The 17,868-nt window shown below is 59.0% G+C and carries 16 protein-coding genes; 2 read left to right on the top strand and 14 right to left on the bottom strand.

All coding sequences use genetic code 11. The features are described 5' to 3' along the window. Positions 1-73 precede the first annotated feature (73 nt). The 8 genes from trpB to leuC all read right to left on the bottom strand — a co-directional run bounded on the left by trpB (position 74) and on the right by leuC (position 10,554). Entirely contained in the window at positions 74-1,285 is a 1,212-nt protein-coding gene (gene trpB, locus LAT62_RS05495; RefSeq protein WP_293380172.1) for a tryptophan synthase subunit beta, read from the bottom strand. Next, entirely contained in the window at positions 1,278-1,928 is a 651-nt protein-coding gene (locus LAT62_RS05500) for a phosphoribosylanthranilate isomerase (protein ID WP_293380175.1), read from the bottom strand. The genes trpB and LAT62_RS05500 overlap by 8 nt, the downstream gene beginning before the upstream one ends. After that, positions 1,925-2,839, bottom strand: coding sequence for a tRNA pseudouridine(38-40) synthase TruA (truA, locus tag LAT62_RS05505; RefSeq protein WP_293380178.1), 915 nt, complete (start codon positions 2,837-2,839; stop codon positions 1,925-1,927). Before truA ends, LAT62_RS05500 begins: the two co-directional genes overlap by 4 nt. 69 nt (positions 2,840-2,908) lie before the next feature. After that, entirely contained in the window at positions 2,909-5,725 is a 2,817-nt protein-coding gene (locus LAT62_RS05510) for a FimV/HubP family polar landmark protein (RefSeq protein WP_293380181.1), read from the bottom strand. A 371-nt stretch (positions 5,726-6,096) separates the two neighbouring features. Beyond that, complete coding sequence (gene asd, locus LAT62_RS05515) at positions 6,097-7,218, bottom strand: aspartate-semialdehyde dehydrogenase (RefSeq protein WP_293380184.1); 1,122 nt, start codon at positions 7,216-7,218, stop codon at positions 6,097-6,099. A gap of 7 nt (positions 7,219-7,225) precedes the next feature. After that, positions 7,226-8,305, bottom strand: coding sequence for a 3-isopropylmalate dehydrogenase (leuB, locus tag LAT62_RS05520; RefSeq protein ID WP_293380187.1), 1,080 nt, complete (start codon positions 8,303-8,305; stop codon positions 7,226-7,228). A 180-nt stretch (positions 8,306-8,485) separates the two neighbouring features. Continuing rightward, the gene (leuD, locus tag LAT62_RS05525) at positions 8,486-9,127 is read right to left on the bottom strand and encodes a 3-isopropylmalate dehydratase small subunit (protein ID WP_293380190.1); all 642 of its coding nucleotides are present in this window, start codon (positions 9,125-9,127) and stop codon (positions 8,486-8,488) included. Between the two features lie 2 nt (positions 9,128-9,129). Next, a complete protein-coding gene (gene leuC / locus LAT62_RS05530) occupies positions 9,130-10,554 on the bottom strand; it encodes a 3-isopropylmalate dehydratase large subunit (protein ID WP_293380193.1) in 1,425 nt (474 codons plus the stop codon). 106 nt (positions 10,555-10,660) lie between these two features. Between leuC and LAT62_RS05535 the strand changes: the two genes are divergently transcribed. Then, the gene (locus LAT62_RS05535; RefSeq protein WP_293380196.1) at positions 10,661-11,524 is read left to right on the top strand and encodes a LysR family transcriptional regulator; all 864 of its coding nucleotides are present in this window, start codon (positions 10,661-10,663) and stop codon (positions 11,522-11,524) included. Positions 11,525-11,558: 34 nt separating this feature from the next. On the opposite strand, the gene LAT62_RS05540 is transcribed toward LAT62_RS05535, so the two are convergent. Then, positions 11,559-12,161, bottom strand: a complete 603-nt coding sequence (locus LAT62_RS05540) for a rhomboid family intramembrane serine protease (RefSeq protein WP_293380199.1) — start codon at positions 12,159-12,161, stop codon at positions 11,559-11,561. An 86-nt stretch (positions 12,162-12,247) separates the two neighbouring features. Between LAT62_RS05540 and rdgC the strand changes: the two genes are divergently transcribed. Next, entirely contained in the window at positions 12,248-13,159 is a 912-nt protein-coding gene (gene rdgC / locus LAT62_RS05545) for a recombination-associated protein RdgC (RefSeq protein ID WP_293380202.1), read from the top strand. Here the strand turns inward: rdgC and LAT62_RS05550 are convergent. The 5 genes from LAT62_RS05550 to zipA are packed head-to-tail and all read right to left on the bottom strand — an operon-like array spanning position 13,129 to position 17,865. Then, a complete protein-coding gene (locus LAT62_RS05550; protein WP_293380205.1) occupies positions 13,129-13,602 on the bottom strand; it encodes a DUF2489 domain-containing protein in 474 nt (157 codons plus the stop codon). The genes rdgC and LAT62_RS05550 overlap by 31 nt on opposite strands. 20 nt (positions 13,603-13,622) lie before the next feature. After that, positions 13,623-13,898, bottom strand: a complete 276-nt coding sequence (locus LAT62_RS05555; RefSeq protein WP_293380208.1) for a YheU family protein — start codon at positions 13,896-13,898, stop codon at positions 13,623-13,625. Then, on the bottom strand, positions 13,885-14,319 hold the full coding sequence (locus LAT62_RS05560) for a hypothetical protein (protein WP_293380211.1): 435 nt from the start codon (positions 14,317-14,319) through the stop codon (positions 13,885-13,887). The genes LAT62_RS05555 and LAT62_RS05560 overlap by 14 nt, the downstream gene beginning before the upstream one ends. Continuing rightward, complete coding sequence (gene ligA / locus LAT62_RS05565; RefSeq protein WP_293380214.1) at positions 14,316-16,361, bottom strand: NAD-dependent DNA ligase LigA; 2,046 nt, start codon at positions 16,359-16,361, stop codon at positions 14,316-14,318. The genes LAT62_RS05560 and ligA overlap by 4 nt, the downstream gene beginning before the upstream one ends. 7 nt (positions 16,362-16,368) lie before the next feature. Next, the gene (zipA, locus tag LAT62_RS05570; RefSeq protein ID WP_293380217.1) at positions 16,369-17,865 is read right to left on the bottom strand and encodes a cell division protein ZipA; all 1,497 of its coding nucleotides are present in this window, start codon (positions 17,863-17,865) and stop codon (positions 16,369-16,371) included. Positions 17,866-17,868: the final 3 nt, after the last annotated feature.

The raw sequence follows: 17,868 nt of genomic DNA on the forward strand, positions 1-17,868 counted from the left end.
TGAATCTCCTTTCTGTTCAGGGAAGCAGCGCGCAACGCAGTGAATTGCGCGCAGCCCGATGTAGAGTGCTTCCTCAGATGTCCATGCCATCCATACGGGCCACTGTGTGCACGTCCTTGTCACCACGTCCCGACAGATTCACCACCAGACGCTTGCCCTGCCCCATCTCCGGTGCGAGTTTCTTCGCGTAGGCCAGTGCATGGGCGGTCTCCAGTGCCGGCATGATGCCTTCGGTACGGGTCAGCTCGCGAAACGCGGCCATCGCCTCGTCATCAGTGACAGAGACATACTGCGCCCGACCTTCGTCTTTCAGCCAGCTGTGCTCCGGACCAACGCCGGGATAGTCCAGGCCGGCTGAGACCGAGTGAGTACCCAGAATCTGACCATTGTCATCAGCCATCAGATAGGTGCGATTCCCGTGCAGTATCCCGGGTTTTCCCGCTGACAGGGGCGCGGCATGCTGACCGGTTTCCAGCCCCAGACCACCGGCTTCCACACCATAGATGGCGACTGTGGGGTCATTCAGGAACTCATGGAACAGGCCGATGGCATTCGAGCCACCGCCAACACAGGCGACGAGGGCATCCGGCAGGGCACCGGCCTGGGCCTGCATCTGGCGCCGCGTTTCCCGACCGATAACGGCCTGAAAATCACGCACCAGCATCGGATAGGGATGCGGACCAGCTACGGTCCCGATAATGTAATAGGTGTCATCCACATTGGTGACCCAGTCCCGCATGGCTTCATTCATGGCATCTTTGAGAGTACGGGTGCCGGATGTGACGGGCACTACCTCTGCACCCAGCAGTTTCATGCGGTAGACATTGAGCTTCTGGCGTTCGACGTCGTCTGCTCCCATATAGACGACACAGTCCAATCCGAGACGCGCCGCCACCGTGGCGCTGGCAACACCGTGCTGGCCGGCACCGGTTTCGGCAATCACGCGCCGCTTGCCGACGTGCTTGGCCAGCAGGGCCTGGCCAATGGTGTTGTTGATCTTGTGCGCCCCGGTGTGATTAAGGTCTTCACGCTTCAACCAGACCTCTGCCCCACCCCAGTTTTTACTCAGACGTTCGGCAAAATAGAGCGGCGAGGGGCGACCCACATAGTGGGCCAGGTCCCGGTCGAACTCAGCCTGGAAATCAGGGTCGTTTTTCATGCGACCATAGAGTTCACTCAGTTCTTCCAGGGCGTTCATCAGGGTTTCAGAGGCAAAGCGCCCTCCGTGAATGCCAAAATGTCCTCGCAAATCCGGGACCTGATAGTAATCGCGTTGTTCAGTCATGACGGTTGTCCTCCTCTCGGACGGCAGCCACAAAGGCTGCCATAAGCGCTGAATCTTTTTTGCCCTTGCCGGCCTCGATGCCACCACTGACATCCACACCCCAGGGGCTGACCTGTTGAATTGCGTTGCCTACATTATCCGGCGTCAGGCCACCAGCCAGTATGATGCGATGGCGCCAGGCATCCGGTATCAGGCGCCAGTCGAACGTCAGCCCGGTGCCTCCCGGGTGCTCCGGATGCCAGGCATCCAGCAAGAGGCCTCTTGCCCCAGGCCACTGCGTCAGCACCTGCTCAACATTCATTTCAGGGCGCATTCTTACCGCCTTGATCCAGGGGCGGCGAAACTGGCGACAGAAGTCGTCACTTTCGTCACCATGGAACTGCAAGCAGTCCAGCGGCACCTTATCCAATACCGCCTCCACCTCGGCTACCGCCGGATTCACAAACAGGCCGGTCAGGGACAGAAAGGGCGGGCAACTTGCGGCCAGGCGGCTGGCGGCTTCTGTTTCAATGTAACGCGGGCTGGGACCATAAAAGACCAGTCCGATGGCATCGGCGCCCAGTTCTGCCGCCAGCATAACCTGCTCCGGAGCGGTCAGGCCGCACAGTTTGATGCGGGTTCGGGAGATTCTTTCCCTGCTCATGACACGCCCTCGGGTTGCAGTATTTCCTGAGCCAGAAAAGCAGGGCCCAGTGCCGGTGCCGGCAACTGAAATGCATCATCATATTCTGCCCCAACCAGATACAGACCGTCTGGCCGGGCGGTCACACCACCCTGACTGCGACTGCGACTGGCCAAAACCTGCGCTGCCCACTGAACCGGCGCCTCACCGGCGCCAATCGCCATCAGGACGCCGGCGATGTTGCGTACCATATGGTGCAAGAAGGCATCCGCACGGATATCGAGTACGATCAACTTTCCCCGGCGCGCCACTGTGCAATGGTGGACCGTGCGGACAGGGCTTTTCGCCTGGCATTCCGCGGCGCGGAAAGAGCTGAAATCATGAGTACCGGTAAAATAGTCGGCAGCACGCTGCATGCGGCGTTCATCCAGCGGGCGCTTTTCCCAGGTAGTCGCATAGCGCATGACGGCACTCGGAACCGGGTGGTTGTAAACCAGATAACGGTAGCGTCTGGCGCGTGCCACAAACCGGGCATGGAATGTATGAGGCACCGCTTTGACCCATTGCAGACTGATGTCATCAGGCAGCCTTGTGTTGGCGCCCAGAACCCAACCTACAGGCTTGCGCTCGGATTGCGTGTCGAAATGAATGACCTGTGAAGTGGCATGCACCCGGGCGTCGGTGCGCCCGGCACAGAAAAGGCGAACCGGATGATCGGCCACGGCGCCAATGGCGGCCTGCAGATGTTGCTGGATGGTCTGCGCAGTACCCCGCTGCATCTGGTAGCCATGATACGCAGTGCCCTGGTATTCAACACCAGCGGCCCACCGATGACGATAGTCCGGTCGGTCCGGGGCGAAGACTTCCTGCACGGCCTGGTCGGGAGACTGATCCGCTTCCGGAGTATCGTTTTTAAGGGTAGAGACGGACATAAAAAAGGCATCTCAATCACTTGAGATGCCAATCTTAACACTATCGTTTAGTTTGAATCAACGCCTGCTTCAAATGGTCTCCAGAAGCTTGCGTGCATCCGATTTCTGTTGATCATTGCCTTCCTCGATCACCTCATTGAGGATATCTCGGGCACCTTCACCATCTTCCATATCGATGTAGGCTCGGGCCAGATCAAGCTTGGTAGCGATCTCGTCGGTGCCAGCGAGGAAGTCGAAATCTTCGTCCCATTCGCCCTCGTCATCGGCAGCTGCTGACATGGCAGGCTCTTGCGGCTCCGGTATAGGTTCATCCATAGCCGGCGCCGGATCGCTGTCCGAGTCCTGATCAAAGGCCTGTGGCTCGGGCAGCTCCTCTTCGGGCACTGGCGTTTCATCGGTCAGATTTGCCCAGTCCTCTGTCGGATCTTCACCACTGGCAAACGGGTCCTCGAGCTCCGGAATATCGTCAAGTGCTTCATCCTTGCCCAAGGTGGGCTCACTGTCGGTGTCCAGGTCCCAGGCCGTATCACTGTCTACAGCCTCGCCTGTATCCAGATCACCGAAGTCGAAGTCCAGGTCCAGGTCATCACCACCGAGATCATTTGCTGGTTCGGCACGTTCCGGTTCCGGTGTCTTCTCGGGCAGTTCAGAGTCGGACAGGTCGAAATCCAGATCCATCCCCTCATCACGCGGGCTCGCGGCAACCGGCTCAGGTTCAGGCTTTGTCTCGGCAGGTTCCGACGTAAAATCGAAATCCATGCCGTCGCCCTCATCCTCGAGGGCATCGTCCAGTTCCGGCACTTCAAAATCGTCATCCAGATCCGGCAGATCAGAGGGCGCTTCCTGACGCGGTGCGGTCGGCTGATCGACCTCTTCATCAAGTTCGAGGTCCAGGTCCAGATCCAGATCATCGAATTCACCGGCACCGAACTCTTCGCTCAGATCATCCGAGCCAAAGCTGTCCGAGCCCTGGCCTTGCATCTGTGCGCGCAAATTGTCGAGCGCCTCTGCCGACCCGGAGAATGACCCTGCAAGCTTTTCAAAGGCACTCCGGTTACCGGTTTCGGCATACAATTCCAGCAGTTTCTGCTGCAGTGAAGGCTCACCCGGCGCCTGCTCCAGAGCTGTTTTCAGGGCGCTCTCTGCCTCGTCGTACCGCTGGAACGCCATATAAAGCTCGGCATTCTCAATGGCTTCCGCAGCAGCCGAACCGCCCCCCACAGAAGCACTCTGTTCGGCCACCGTCGGATCATCAACAGGGAGGTCGTCATCCATGTCCGCAGTTTCATCCAAACCGGCATCACCATCGGTGTCGTCGTCAATCAAGTCATCGTCGACATCCAGGTCTTCCTCATCGGCCTTTGCCGCACGACGCTTGCGCGCCAGATTGAGCAGACCAAGGATCAGCACCAGGCCTGACAGAACGAGTACCGCATTCATCGGGTTCCTGAACCAGTCAACCAGATCGTCGACAATGGTCCAGGGTGACACGGCCACGGGCGCATCCAGATCGGGAACGGTCGTCGCTGGAGGCGCTTCGGCAGCAGGTGCCTCAGCCTCTGCGGGCATACCAGGTTCGGTAGCCGGGGTTGCCGGCGCATCCGGATCAGCAGGTGCTTCGGCCAGATCGGACGGTGGTGTAATCGGCTCTGGTGCAGGCACTACTGGCTGATCATCTTCAGTCAGGCCTTCCTCTTCCAGCGCTTCTTCACGCTCCGCTTCGGCTTCCAGCCGCTCAAGTTCTTCGGCAGCAGCCTGCAACTGTGCCGCAGACTCACTTTGCAGGTCCATCAATCGGCTGAGCAGTTCTACCTGCTCTTCCAGATCACCCAGACGTGACTGCTGCTCATCATACTGGCGCCGCAGCTCATCATTCAGCTCCTGCTGTATCGCCAATTCGTTCTGCAGGCGTGCCATTTCGGACTCATCTGTACCGTCAGCGGCAGCGGCTTCACCCGGCTCGCCGGGCTCGGTGACTACTTCCAGGAAGCCGTCCGGGTCACGCGCCGGATCGCCGTCGGCAAGGCCGGTCGCTGTATCGTCGGTCGCAGTGATCTGCGCCTCGGTAGCCGGCGGCGTGCCGGTCAGGGCTGCATTTTGCCGCGATACTTCCTGATTGGCTTCCGCGGCAGACCGCACCGCGACCTGATCGGCATCCGGCAGGTTCAGCAAGCTGCCTGCCTTGACCCGATTGATATTACCCCCGATGAACGCATCAGGGTTCATGTCCTGAATGGCCAGCATGACCTGTTGCGGCGTCTGGCTCGGGTCCTGACGAGCGCGCAGCGCTATTTCCCAGAGGGTGTCGTTGTTGGCGACGCGGTACTGACTGTCAGGCAGGTCTTCAACGCGCCGTTCCGGCTGAGTAGGCTGCGGTTGAGACGGCGCTTCGACTTCCGGCAATTCCGGTGCTGGCGCCGGTTGATCCTCAAAAGGATCGGTTGCCGGGAAAGACTGCTCCATAACCGAGTCACCCTCGGCGAATACCGGCGGATCGAGCAGCAAAGTATATTCGCGAATCAGGCGGCCGCTGGGCCAGCGCAGTTCGACCAGAAAATCGAGGAACGGCTCTTCCACCGGATCACTGCTGGTGACCTCGATGACAAAACCGTCACCGTCTGGCACAACATTGAACTCGAGTTGACTCAGGAAAAAAGGCCGCTCAACGCCGGCGCGCTGGAAGTCCGCATTGGTGGCGAGGCTCACATTCAGCTCGGCCTGGGTCAGATCTTCCGGATTGGTGATACGGATTTCGGCATCCAGAGGTTCGGTGAGAGCTGAACGCAAGGTCACCTCTCCCAGCCCGACGGCACCAGCGACAGCGCTCAAAACCGTCAGCACGAACCCTGCCAGCATTTTGCTGACCACCGCTTGCGTGCGCGACATAATCCTGTTTCCTTTCACTTCGATGGGCCCAACTCTTGTTCTGAATATTGTTTTGTAATCCGCCGGCATCTGACTTTCGCCGATCACAGCGACAATTCTGATCGTGACAAATGTACCCAAACCTCGGGCATGACAAAACTCTTTTATGCCAAAAAATCAGGCATTATTCACATTTCAGCACATTCGTTTATGAAATAATACCCCGAAGTGACCCGTCGCGGCCCATAATCGATCATATATCCACCAACATTCATTGGATACTGTTCACTCGCTATGCTGCATATGGATAAAAAAATGCCACCGATATGGTGGCATTTTTCTCTCGACACAGTCATCGGGTCACGTTGATTATCGACCCGGATATGTATCGCCTATGACTCAAGATGTGCCTCGAGGACACCCAGCATGCGCCGCAGAGGTTCAGCAGCGCCCCAGAGCAATTGATCACCCACGGTGAATGCCGAAATGTATTCCGGCCCCATGGTCAATTTGCGAATACGGCCAACAGGTACCGTGAGAGTTCCTGTCACCTTTATTGGCGACAACTCACTCATGGACAATTCGCGATCATTCGGAACCACCTTAACCCAATCATTATGTTGCGCCAGAATATCCTCGATCTCACCCACCGGGATGTTCTTCTTCAGTTTGATCGTCAGTGCCTGGCTATGACAACGCATTGCGCCGACCCGAACACAGATACCGTCAATCGGAACCGGCTGCTCGCTGCGCCCCAGTATCTTGTTCGCTTCAACCTGGGCCTTCCACTCTTCCTTGCTCTGACCACTGGGCAGAGCCTTGTCAATCCACGGGATCAGGCTGCCCGCCAGCGGCACGCCAAACTGATCCGACGGAAAATCATCAGAGCGCATGGTTTCAGCCACCAACCGGTCTACCTCAAGAATCGCTGCCGCCGGGTCGTCGACCTTATCAGCCACCGACTGATGGATAGCGCCCATCTGCTGGATCAGTTCCTTCATGTGCCGGGCTCCGGAGCCTGATGCCGCCTGATAGGTGTGGGGCGTTACCCACTCGATCAGGTCCCGCTCGAACAGGCCACCCAGTGCCATCAGCAGCAGGCTGACCGTACAATTGCCACCCACGAACGTTTTGTATCCTTCCGTCAGCGCCTCATCAAGCACACCCCGGTTGACCGGGTCGAGTACCAGCTTGGCCTCATCTTTCATGCGCAGCGTCGAGGCGGCATCAATCCAGTACCCCTGCCAGCCCGCATCCCGCAGCGGCTGGTAAACCTCTTCGGTATAGTCGCCACCCTGGCAGGAAATAATCACATCCAGTTCCTGCAGCTCGGAGATGGCACGAGCATCCTTCAGCGGCGCCACTGGCTTGCCGACATCCGGGCCTGGCTGGCCGGTCTGTGAAGTACTGAAAAATACCGGCTCGATACGAGCAAAGTCGTTTTCGGCACGCATGCGATCCATCAATACGGAGCCGACCATGCCGCGCCAGCCAACAAAACCTACTTTCAACATGTTGTCCTCACACTTTGAGTGCATTCAATACAGCGTCACCCATGGCACGGGTAGTCACAGGGGTGTCATTCGGACCGGCAATATCGGCGGTACGCAACCCCTGGTCCAGCACCCTGCCCACGGCAGACCGAATGGCCTCAGCCGCCTCAGGTGACTGCAGCGAGTATTGTAACATCATGGCCACCGACAATATCGTGGCCAACGGGTTGGCTTTCCCCTGTCCCGATATATCCGGCGCACTGCCATGAATGGGTTCATACATACCCTGCCCGCTGTCATTCATGGAGGCAGAGGGTAACATACCGATCGACCCGGTGAGCATGGCAGCACAATCCGACAGGATATCGCCGAACATGTTGCCGGTGACCATGACGTCAAATTGCTTGGGTGCCCGGACCAGTTGCATGGCCGCATTGTCGACATACATGTGACTCAGCTCGACTTCGGGATAGTCCCGGGCAACGCGCTCCACCACCTCACGCCAGAGGACGGTCACTTCCAGTACATTGGCCTTGTCCACGGAGCACAGTTTGCGGTTGCGCTTCATGGCAGCGTCGAAGGCCACTCTGGCAATGCGCTCGATTTCAGGTTCGCTGTAGCGATAGGTATTGAACCCTTCGCGCACGCCATCTTCACGAGTATGCACACCACGCGGCTCACCGAAATAGATACCCCCGGTCAGCTCACGAACAATCAGGATATCCAGCCCGGAAACCACTTCCGGCTTCAGCGTCGAGGCACTGGCCAGTTGCGGGTACAGCAGAGCCGGGCGCAGATTGGCAAACAGGTTCAGATTGGAGCGCAGACCCAGCAACCCCTTTTCCGGACGCTGGGCCATCTCAAGACTGTCCCATTTGGGGCCACCGACAGCACCGAGCAAAACAGCATCAGCGGCTTTGGCCCGGGCCAGTGTATCGGCCGGCAGGGGTGATCCCTCCGCATCAATGGCCGCGCCACCCACCAGCGCTTCGCTGGTTTCAATGCCCAGGTCGAAACGGGTGTTGACCGAGTCCAGCACGCGGGTTGCCTCGGCAATGATCTCGGGTCCGATGCCATCTCCGGGCAGGACCAAAACGGATTTTGTCACTTTGTTTCCTCTTTACATTGTAGTCAACAGTGCACAGATGACAGATAACAGATGACAGATGACAGATGACAGATGACAGCATAATCGTTGCCGAACCACTGCTGGCTGTCGAACCCTCACTGTCTACTGTCGACCGTCAACCGTCGACCAAGCCCTACTGTCGACTAATACTGGCTTCAGTTAACCGGTAAACAACCACGGCGCCTCGGCTTTCCGCTTCTCTTCATAAGCCTTGATACTGTCAGCCTGCTGCAGAGTCGTGCCGATGTCGTCGAGGCCGTTGAGCAGGCAGTGGCGACGGAAGCTGTCCACGTCAAAGGACCACTGGCGCCCGTCAGAGGTACGAACTTCCTGCTTCTGCAGGTCCGCCGTCAGCTCAAAGCCGGGCGTGGCGTCCAGCTCCATGAAGAGCTGATCCACCACCTCTGCCGGCAGCACCACGGGCAGAATGCCGTTCTTGAAGCAGTTGTTGTAGAAGATATCGGCAAAGCTGGGCGCGATCAGCACCCGGAACCCGAAGTCTTCCAGTGCCCAGGGGGCATGCTCACGACTGGAGCCACAGCCAAAGTTCTCTCGCGCCAGCAGCACACTGGCGCCCTTGTAGCGCGCCTGATTGAGCGGAAAGTCAGGGTTCAACGGACGCTGGCTGCTGTCCTTCCCGGGCTGCCCTTCATCCAGGTAGCGCACCTCATCAAACAGATTGGGGCCAAACCCGGTCCGCTTGATGGACTTGAGAAACTGCTTGGGAATGATCATGTCGGTATCGACATTGGCCCGATCCATCGGAGCGACAAGGCCAGTATGTACGGTAAGCGGCTGCATATTCAGTTACCCCACGCGCGGATATCAACAAAGTGCCCTTCGATGGCAGCGGCCGCGGCCATGGCCGGACTGACCAGGTGGGTCCGGCCGCCAAAGCCCTGGCGCCCCTCGAAATTGCGATTGGAGGTCGAGGCGCAGTGCTCTCCCTGACCCAGTTTGTCGGCATTCATCGCCAGACACATGGAGCATCCGGGTTCGCGCCACTGGAAGCCGGCTTCGGTGAAAACCGTATCCAGACCTTCCTGCTCCGCCTGTTTCTTGACCAAACCGGAGCCCGGCACTACCAGTGCCTCCTTGACCGAAGAGGCCACCTTGCGGCCCTTGACCACAGTGGCTGCCGCGCGCAGATCTTCTATCCGCGAGTTGGTGCAGGAGCCGATAAAGATTCGATCCAGCTGGATGTCGGTCAGCGCCTGGCCTTCCTTCAATCCCATATACTTGAGCGCTCGCTGCAGGCTCTGCCGGGCTGATTCACTGGGCATATCGGCCAACATGGGCACACGGCCCCGCACACCGGCCACCATTTCGGGCGATGTGCCCCAGGTCACCTGCGGCTCTATATCGGCAGCATCAATGGTCACTACCCGATCGAACTCCGCATCAGGATCACTGACCAGATCGCGCCAGGCCTTGACCGCCAGGTCCCAGTGCTCACCTTTGGGTGCAAACGGACGGCCGCGGAAGTAGTCTATCGTGGTGTCATCCACCGCCACCATGCCGGCTCGGGCACCCGCCTCGATGGCCATGTTGCACACGGTCATGCGGCCTTCGATGGACAGGGACCGGATGGTCGAGCCGCCAAACTCTATGGCATGGCCTGTACCGCCAGCCGTGCCGATCACACCGATGATATGCAACACCACGTCCTTGGCCGTCACGCCAGGCGGCAGTTCACCATCGACCTGTACCAGCATGTTCTTCATCTTCTGCTGCAGCAGGCACTGGGTGGCCAGTACATGCTCCACTTCCGACGTTCCGATTCCCATGGCCAGCGCACCAAAGGCCCCGTGCGTCGACGTATGCGAATCGCCGCAGACAATGGTCATGCCGGGCAGAGTGGCGCCCTGCTCCGGTCCCATGACATGCACGATCCCCTGGCGTTCATCACCCAGGCCGAACTCGACGATGCCGGTGTCGGCACAGTTGTCATCAAGCGTCTTGACCTGCAGGCGCGACACTTCGTCGGTAATGCCGTCGATACCAGAGAGGCGCTCGGCTGACGTGGTCGGCACATTGTGATCCGCCGTCGCCAGGTTGGCGCCGATGCGCCAGGGCTTGCGACCCGCCAGGCGCAGACCTTCGAAAGCCTGCGGCGAGGTCACTTCATGAATCAGGTGGCGATCTATGTACAGCAGCGCACTGCCGTCATCGCGCAGATCGACCAGATGAGCGTCCCACAATTTGTCGTAAAGCGTTTTTCCTGCCACGGCAAGGCACTCCGGTTGTCATTTAACAACGCCAGTCTATGTTGGAGAAATGAATAAAACAAATTTATAATATTTATATAGCAGATAACTTTTGAGAATATAAGACATGGACATACAAAGCCTGGAGGCCCTGATAGCGATCAGTACACACGGCAGTTTTTCGGCCGCGGCAGAAAGGCTGCATCTGACCCAGCCCGCGATCAGCAAGCGGATACAGAATCTGGAACAGCAGGTGGGCGCCTCACTGTTCGACCGCGACGGCCGGCGCATTCATCTGACCGATGCGGGCAAACTGCTGCTGCCGGCAGCACAGCGCATTCTGCAGGAAGTCGACAATGCCCAGCGTACCATGCAGAACCTGAATCAGCAGGTGAGCGGCACCCTGACCTTCGCCACCAGCCACCACATCGGCCTGCACCGACTGCCCCAGTTGCTCAGTCGATTTATCGAGAGCAATCCAGAAGTGGAACTCGACCTGCATTTTCAGGAGTCCGAAGTGGCCTATCAGTCGATACTGCGCCGTGAAGTCGAGTTTGCCTTTGTCACCCTTGTGAGTCGGCCGCCCAGAACCATTGAGCAGTCGGTACGATGGCAGGACAAGCTGGTTTATGTCGCGGCCCAGCACCATTTTCTGGCGCGCAAGAAACGCCTGCAGCTCAACGAACTATGCTACACTCGGGCCGTGCTGCCACATGAAAGTTCGGCAACCTACCAGTTGATTCAACAGCAGTTTGCGCAGCGCAAGCTGCCACTGAAGACCACCCTGCCGGTCAACTATCTGGAAACCATTCGCATGATGGTGTCTGTCGGTCTCGGCTGGAGTGTACTGCCGGAGTCCATGCTCAACGACCGCCTTACCGCCCTGCCCGTCGACACTCCGCCGCTGCACCGCCAACTGGGCATTATTCAGTTGCGCGAACGCACACTGTCCAATGCCGCCCAGGCCTTTCTTGCCGGGCTGCCAGACTGAACGGACAACAAGCGGGCGAGCGTTGAGCACCCGGTCAGTTCATCCGTTCGCGGATAAACTGCGCAAGGTAGGCCAGTATCACTCCCGGTACCGCCAGCAAAACACCATACCAGTGCGCGTCCGTCAGTACCGGCGCATCCGCGAAGTAGCCGCTCCACTGGGCAATCATGAAAAGATCACTTTCTTCCCACACGACCTTCAGCATGATGCCCACCACCACGGCTATGCGTGTCCAGGGACTGAACCAGGGTGACCAGGCAAAGGCGAGCATCAGCCAGCCGTGTCCGACCCCGGAAAACCCGCGATAGACATCGATATCCGGATTGTTCAGCCAGATTCCAAGCGACACACCGGCCATCAAAAATGCCGCCAGAAGCAGGCCCGGAAGCCGGTTCATCCAGCGGGGTGCCACCAGGGCGGCTACCACAATCGCCAGTGCATTCGACACCGCATGCTCGACAGTGCCATGCGCCAGATGCGCCCCCCACCAGCGCCACCATTCAGGCGCAGTGGCGCCCAATGCCTGCCGGTCGAACTGCCACCACTGAGACCAGTACCAGCCCGGCACATACAGCAACAGCAAAACCAGCGGCGTCAGCGCAGGTACCCGATAAACGGCAGTGGCGAAGCGGGTCATGAACAAGGGATTTCCTTTGCGGATCATTGCACTTTGGCCGTGAATCCTATACAAAACCCGCCCCGACTTCAGCAGGAACCCTCATTGTGTGGTTTAAGAGCACCTTCATCTACCAGATTCGAGACCCTGAATTCATCCAGCGACTGGGACAGCACGCCCTTCATGAGGGCCATGGCTTCAATGACTGCCTGCCCAGCCAGCCCGTCAGCATGGGGCTGGTACCCCCACACCGGGGACTGACCGAACTGCAACTGGTACAGACCGACTTTGCTGTCTGGAAACTGCAGCGCCAGGAGCGTCTGCTACCGGCAAGTGTGATCAATGAAACACTGCAGGAGCGGGTCGAAGCGCTGCAGCATGATGAAGACCGCCGTATTGGCCGCAGCGAACGCCAGGATCTGAAAGAGCAGATCACTCAGGAACTGCTGCCGCGTGCCTTTACGCGCAAACAACAGCACTTGATCATCGTCGACCGCCAATCCGGCTGGCTGTTCGTGCAAAGTGGCAGCGAGAGCCGCGCCGATGAACTCACTGCCGCCCTGCGTGACATCCTGGGCGAGCTACCCATAGTGCCACTGGGCGCCCTCTGCCGCCCCGAGAGTGTCTGGGCGGAATGGCTGCAGCAGGGCAACCTGCCCGATGGTGTCGACGTGGCGGACGAACTGACCTTGTTTCATCCGGCCGAAGAAGCCATCGTGCGCATCAAGCAACTGGGCTGGGACAGCGACGAAGTCCAGCAGTTGCTGGCCGCCGGCTATCGACCCCAACAAATGCTGTTGAACTGGCAGGATCAGGTGACACTACAGGTCAATGAGAAGAGTGTGCTAAAGCGGCTGAGATTTGCAGATGAACTGCTGGAGCAGGCCTCCAACGAAGGCGGCGACGATGCCATTGCCGAGTGGGAAGCGGGCCTGCACCTGATGGTCGGCGCATTGCGTTCATTCGCCGACCACTGGCTGCAGTGGTGTCAGGCAGATCCCAGTCCGGAAAACGGGTAGCTGCGCAAGGTAACGGCCACCTCCAGCACACGACTGCGATAGTCGCGCTCGTGCGCTTCCCGGGCCCGGTCCTGGCGCAGGCGCTCTTTGGCCTCCAGGGCCTTGCGGGCACCATGCGTATCAAATTCCCTGACCTGCTCGTAAAGGTCATCCAGCGCGTTGAACTTTTCCCGCTCCGAGTCGGGCAAATCGAGTCCATCCAGCAGAAACTTGAGCCGGATCGCCCCTTCGGACAGGTTCAAGTCTTCTTCCAGCAGGTTGCTGGCGATAATGCGGATGCTGTCGATAAGATAGTCTTCGTGGGCGAGCTTCTGTCGCTCATACTCTGCGGCCTGTTCAGCCATACGCTGTCGATGCTGATACAGCTGCCAGTGCAACCAACCTGCATAGCCGGCCAGCGCCACAACAATGGCGATTGCTACAATAGTCAAGGTGGTCAGCATGAGAATACCCCTGGAAAATGCTAGTCGAGTTCTTCCGGACGGCGCAGCGCCGGGGATTCGGTATCGGGATCGAAAATCAACACCCAGTCTCCGCTGTCCAGTCCAGCCAGTACCTTAGTCAATTCGCGCTGCAGATCAAAGCCTTCGACATTCTGATCGGCCAATTGAGCGACCAGACAGCTCTCCACCACACTGTGCAGCGCGTCCTGCGACAGATGCTGCCAGGGTATCCGTATCGGTGCGCTCTCTGCCTGCGGCTCACCGTGGGCGTCCAGATCGGGATCAAACGAATCCAAGTTCATGCTCCCATTCGCAACGCACCTGCAGAATACGATCGCCCGGCTGATGATACTGACCCTGACTTTCCCAGGAAAAGACATGCTGCCCGCTGAGTTCGGTCTCCAGCCAGACCGTGGCCGACCGCCAGTACATGCAGGCCAGCAGAGACTCGAACTTCTCCAGCCACTGGCCCCATTCATACTCGACCGCCCGATAGGATGCCGCGAACTGGATCATCGGCGTCAGATAGGTGCCTTGCAACTCCTGTGTTCCGGGCAGATGGAACATTTCCATTGTCAGATACGGAAAGTCATCCATGGTGCCCAGTGACAGGATGGCATTACGATTGATCTGCCGGAAATTCATGCTCTCCAGTCGGTCATCCGAGGTAACCGTGCGGATAACACCATGCACCAGCGATTCCTGATCCAGATTCATGTCGCCGCTTCCTCACCTCTGTAGTCTGCCCGTCTGGCCAACCAGGTGGCCTCATCAATCACTGCCACGCCCAGCTCCTCGGCTCGTTTCAATTTGCTGCCGGCCCCAGGGCCTGCGATGAGGCAATCGGTCTGCGCACTGACGCTACCCGCTACCCGCGCACCCAGCGCCTGCAGATCTGCCTTGACCTGGTCCCGGCTGGCCGTCTCCAGCTTCCCGGTGACTACCCAAGTCTGACCTGACAACGGCAGTGCCACTGTCGAGTCTGCTACTTCTGCCGGCCAGTGTACACCCAGACCGATCAGCGCCTCGATTTCTTCCCGGTTGTGTTCCTGGTGAAAAAACGACTGTATATGTCGGGCCATGATCGGGCCCACGTCCGGCACGGCCTCAAGCTCCTCCACGCCGGCGGCCATGAGGCGGTCGAGCGTGCCGAAATATCGGGCCAGATTGCGCGCCGTGGTTTCACCCACTTCCCGGATTCCCAAGGCGAACAGAAACCGAGGCAGGGTCGTCTGCTTGCTGGCTTCCAGTGAACTCAGCACATTGTCGGCTGACTTTTCGCCCATGCGCTCCAGATCCAGCAGTTGCTCGCGGGTCAGTCGAAACAGATCCGAGAAATGCATGACCCATTGCCGATCAACCAGGGCCTGCAGCAACTTCTCGCCCACGCCATCTATGTCCATGGCGCGGCGTGCGACGAAATGCTTCAGGGCTTCCAGGCGCTGGGCGCCGCAGGTCACACCACCGGTACAGCGCGCTACCACTTCGCCTTCTTCGCGCGTAATCGGCGCGTCACAGATCGGGCAACTGTCTGGCAGGGGCACACGACGAGCATCAGCAGGGCGCCGCTCGACAACCGCGCCCAATACCTTGGGAATGACATCGCCTGCTCGGTGCACAATGACCGTATCGCCTTCATGCAGGTCGAGACGCGCAATTTCATCCATATTATGCAGGGTTGCATTGGATACGGTTACGCCCCCGACCTGCACTGGCTGCAAACGTGCCACCGGGGTAACAGCACCGGTGCGGCCAATCTGGAAATCTATTTTGTCGAGCACAGTCAGCGCCTCCTGGGCCGGAAACTTGTGCGCGATGGCCCAGCGCGGTGCGCGCGAGACAAAGCCCAGCAGGTCCTGCTGAATGATGGCATCCACCTTGTACACAATGCCGTCGATTTCGTACGGCAAGTCGTCACGCACTTCGGCAAGCCGGTCATAATAGGCCAGCAACTCATGCAGCCCTTGCAGACGCTGCATTTCCGGGTTGATGCGCAGACCCCACTCGTGAAACAGGCGCAGGCGTTCGAACTGGCTGTCCGGCAGGGGTTTTACGGGCTCTCGAATCAGCCCCCAGCCATAGGCACAGAATTCCAGCGGTCGTTGACGGGTGATGGCCGGGTTCAACTGGCGCAGGCTGCCGGACGCCGCATTGCGCGGATTCATATAGGTTTTTTCGTTGTGTGCCAACGCCCGCTCATTCAGTGCCGTGAAGCCTGCCCTGGGCATATAGACTTCACCGCGTACCTCCAACCATGCAGGCCAGTCGTTGCCGCGCAATTTGAGGGGCACCGAGGGAATGGTGCGGACATTGGCCGTTATGTCCTCACCGGCGGCACCGTCGCCTCGGGTGGCCGCGCGCACCAGGCGCCCTGCCTCATAGTGCAGCGCAATGGCGATACCGTCGAGCTTGGGCTCGCAGCAGAAGGCCGGCTCGCTCTGACTGCCGGCCTTGTCCAGCCGATCACTGACCCGCTGCACAAACTGTGTCAGTTCTTCAGCATTGAAGGCATTGCCCAGCGACAGCATGGGTATCTCGTGCTGCACGGTGGCGAACCCGTCCTGTGCCGGCGCGCCCACACGCTGGGTAGGTGACTCGGGTGTGACCAGGTGCGGATGCTCAGCCTCGAGTGCTTCGAGTTCACGCAGCAGCTTGTCATAGTGGGCATCAGGTACGGTGGGGCTGTCCTGCACGTAATAGGCGTAGTTGTGCGCCTCGATCTCTGCCCGCAGGGCAGCAATACGGTCACTTGGGTTCATCAGAGTGTCAGGCTCGTCTTACCAGTTGGCTGCGCTGAAAGTCGCGAATGCGTTCTCGGTAATGAGTCAGTGTCTGGGCGGTCATGACACTGCGGTTGTCATCATGAATATCACCATGCAGGTTGGTGGCCAGCACGGTCGCCGTCTGATACATGGCATCAAAGGCCTCCATCGGATCGGACTGGCTGGGCAACTGCAGAAAGAAGGTAACGCCCCGGGTGGCAAAGTGCTCTACATTATCCAGATCGAAAGTACCGGGATTGAAGGCATTGGCGGCACTGAACTGCAGTCGGCCCTCGTCGTCCGTGGAATGGAAAATGTTCATGCGACCAAAGCGCATGCCACAGGCCAGCATGATCTGCAGCAGCGAGGTGCCGTCAAATTCGTCATCCGGCTGGGCCAGCACGGTAATTACCAGCACCTCTTCCGGCTCGGCCAGAAGCTGGCCACTGGCTTCGTCATCGTCCATGCGGCGCTGCTCCGCCTCTTCCAGCACCGGGTCGACAACCTCGTCGGGCTCGTCCCAGGTGTCATCTTCCTCGACACTGGTCGGACGCACAGGCTTTTCATTGTAGCTGTCGGTTTCCCACGCCGTGGACTCCTCCTCCAACTCATCATAGAGGTCTGCAAAGGGGCTGGCGTCTGGATCGCTGTACCGGCGCGGAGCGGCGGCGGGTTCGTCACGCGTGGCGCTGAAAGAATCTTCTTCATCTGCCGCCAGGCGCTCACGCGCCTCTGCGAAGGGGTCAGGCATGGAGTCCACAGGCTCATCCGAGGTCTGTTCAGAGCCTGCTTCATCTGCACCTGTCCGCTCAGGTGGTTCAGCTGGTGTCGAGGATCTGGCTTTGCCGAACACAAGAGGGTTTCGCCAGGCGGGCATATCCCTGTCCTGCTCGGCCGCTTCACGCGCCGCCTGCAGATCAAATTCGTACTGGTCTTCTGCTGCCTCGGCTTCCTCTGACCACTCGTCATCAGGAGTCTCGACCGAGTCCACCAGCATGGGGACCTTTTCCCCGGGGCGAGTGTCCGGCTCGGGCGGTGGCCCTGCGGCAGCTGGCTTCTGAACCGGTGGCTGCTCTTCCGGCTCACCAATCTCCGGCCATTCGGCGGCGAAGTCTTCTGCTTCTGCCATGCGCGTATCTTCGGCCAGAGAGCTCACCGGATCGAGTTCAGGTTCGGGTTCGAGTTCCGCTGCAGATTGCGCTTCGGGCTCGTCGAAAACAGGTTCGGGCTCCGGCACCGCGTCTATACGGCTTACCTTGAGTACAGCCGAGTCTTCCGAGAGATCGGCATCAGGCCCCATGTCGGGCTCGTCAAGATCCGGGTTTTTTACTGTCGGCCTGCTGTCCGGATGTCGGCGTGTCTGCCCCGCCGTCATGGATGAACGGGGCCTTGTATAACTGCCTTGATAACGCTGCTGCCGACGCACCCGGCGCCAGGCATCCAGTGCCAGGACCACCATGAAGATGATCGCGAGAACGATAACCCACTCACGCAAACCCATTGG

It is taken from the genome of Natronospirillum sp., assembly GCF_022565775.1.
In the GTDB taxonomy this organism is placed as follows: Bacteria; Pseudomonadota; Gammaproteobacteria; order Pseudomonadales; family Natronospirillaceae; genus Natronospirillum.

Excerpts from the sequence above, each read along its gene's own strand:
- trpB (WP_293380172.1), bottom strand. The coding sequence starts at position 1,285 with ATGACTGAACAACGCGATTACTATCAGGTCCCGGATTTGCGAGGACAT.
- LAT62_RS05500 (WP_293380175.1), bottom strand. The coding sequence starts at position 1,928 with ATGAGCAGGGAAAGAATCTCCCGAACCCGCATCAAACTGTGCGGCCTG.
- truA (WP_293380178.1), bottom strand. The coding sequence starts at position 2,839 with ATGTCCGTCTCTACCCTTAAAAACGATACTCCGGAAGCGGATCAGTCT.
- LAT62_RS05510 (WP_293380181.1), bottom strand. The coding sequence starts at position 5,725 with ATGTCGCGCACGCAAGCGGTGGTCAGCAAAATGCTGGCAGGGTTCGTG.
- asd (WP_293380184.1), bottom strand. The coding sequence starts at position 7,218 with ATGTTGAAAGTAGGTTTTGTTGGCTGGCGCGGCATGGTCGGCTCCGTA.
- leuD (WP_293380190.1), bottom strand. The coding sequence starts at position 9,127 with ATGCAGCCGCTTACCGTACATACTGGCCTTGTCGCTCCGATGGATCGG.
- LAT62_RS05535 (WP_293380196.1), top strand. The coding sequence starts at position 10,661 with ATGGACATACAAAGCCTGGAGGCCCTGATAGCGATCAGTACACACGGC.
- LAT62_RS05540 (WP_293380199.1), bottom strand. The coding sequence starts at position 12,161 with ATGACCCGCTTCGCCACTGCCGTTTATCGGGTACCTGCGCTGACGCCG.
- LAT62_RS05550 (WP_293380205.1), bottom strand. The coding sequence starts at position 13,602 with ATGCTGACCACCTTGACTATTGTAGCAATCGCCATTGTTGTGGCGCTG.
- LAT62_RS05560 (WP_293380211.1), bottom strand. The coding sequence starts at position 14,319 with ATGAATCTGGATCAGGAATCGCTGGTGCATGGTGTTATCCGCACGGTT.
- ligA (WP_293380214.1), bottom strand. The coding sequence starts at position 16,361 with ATGAACCCAAGTGACCGTATTGCTGCCCTGCGGGCAGAGATCGAGGCG.
- zipA (WP_293380217.1), bottom strand. The coding sequence starts at position 17,865 with ATGGGTTTGCGTGAGTGGGTTATCGTTCTCGCGATCATCTTCATGGTG.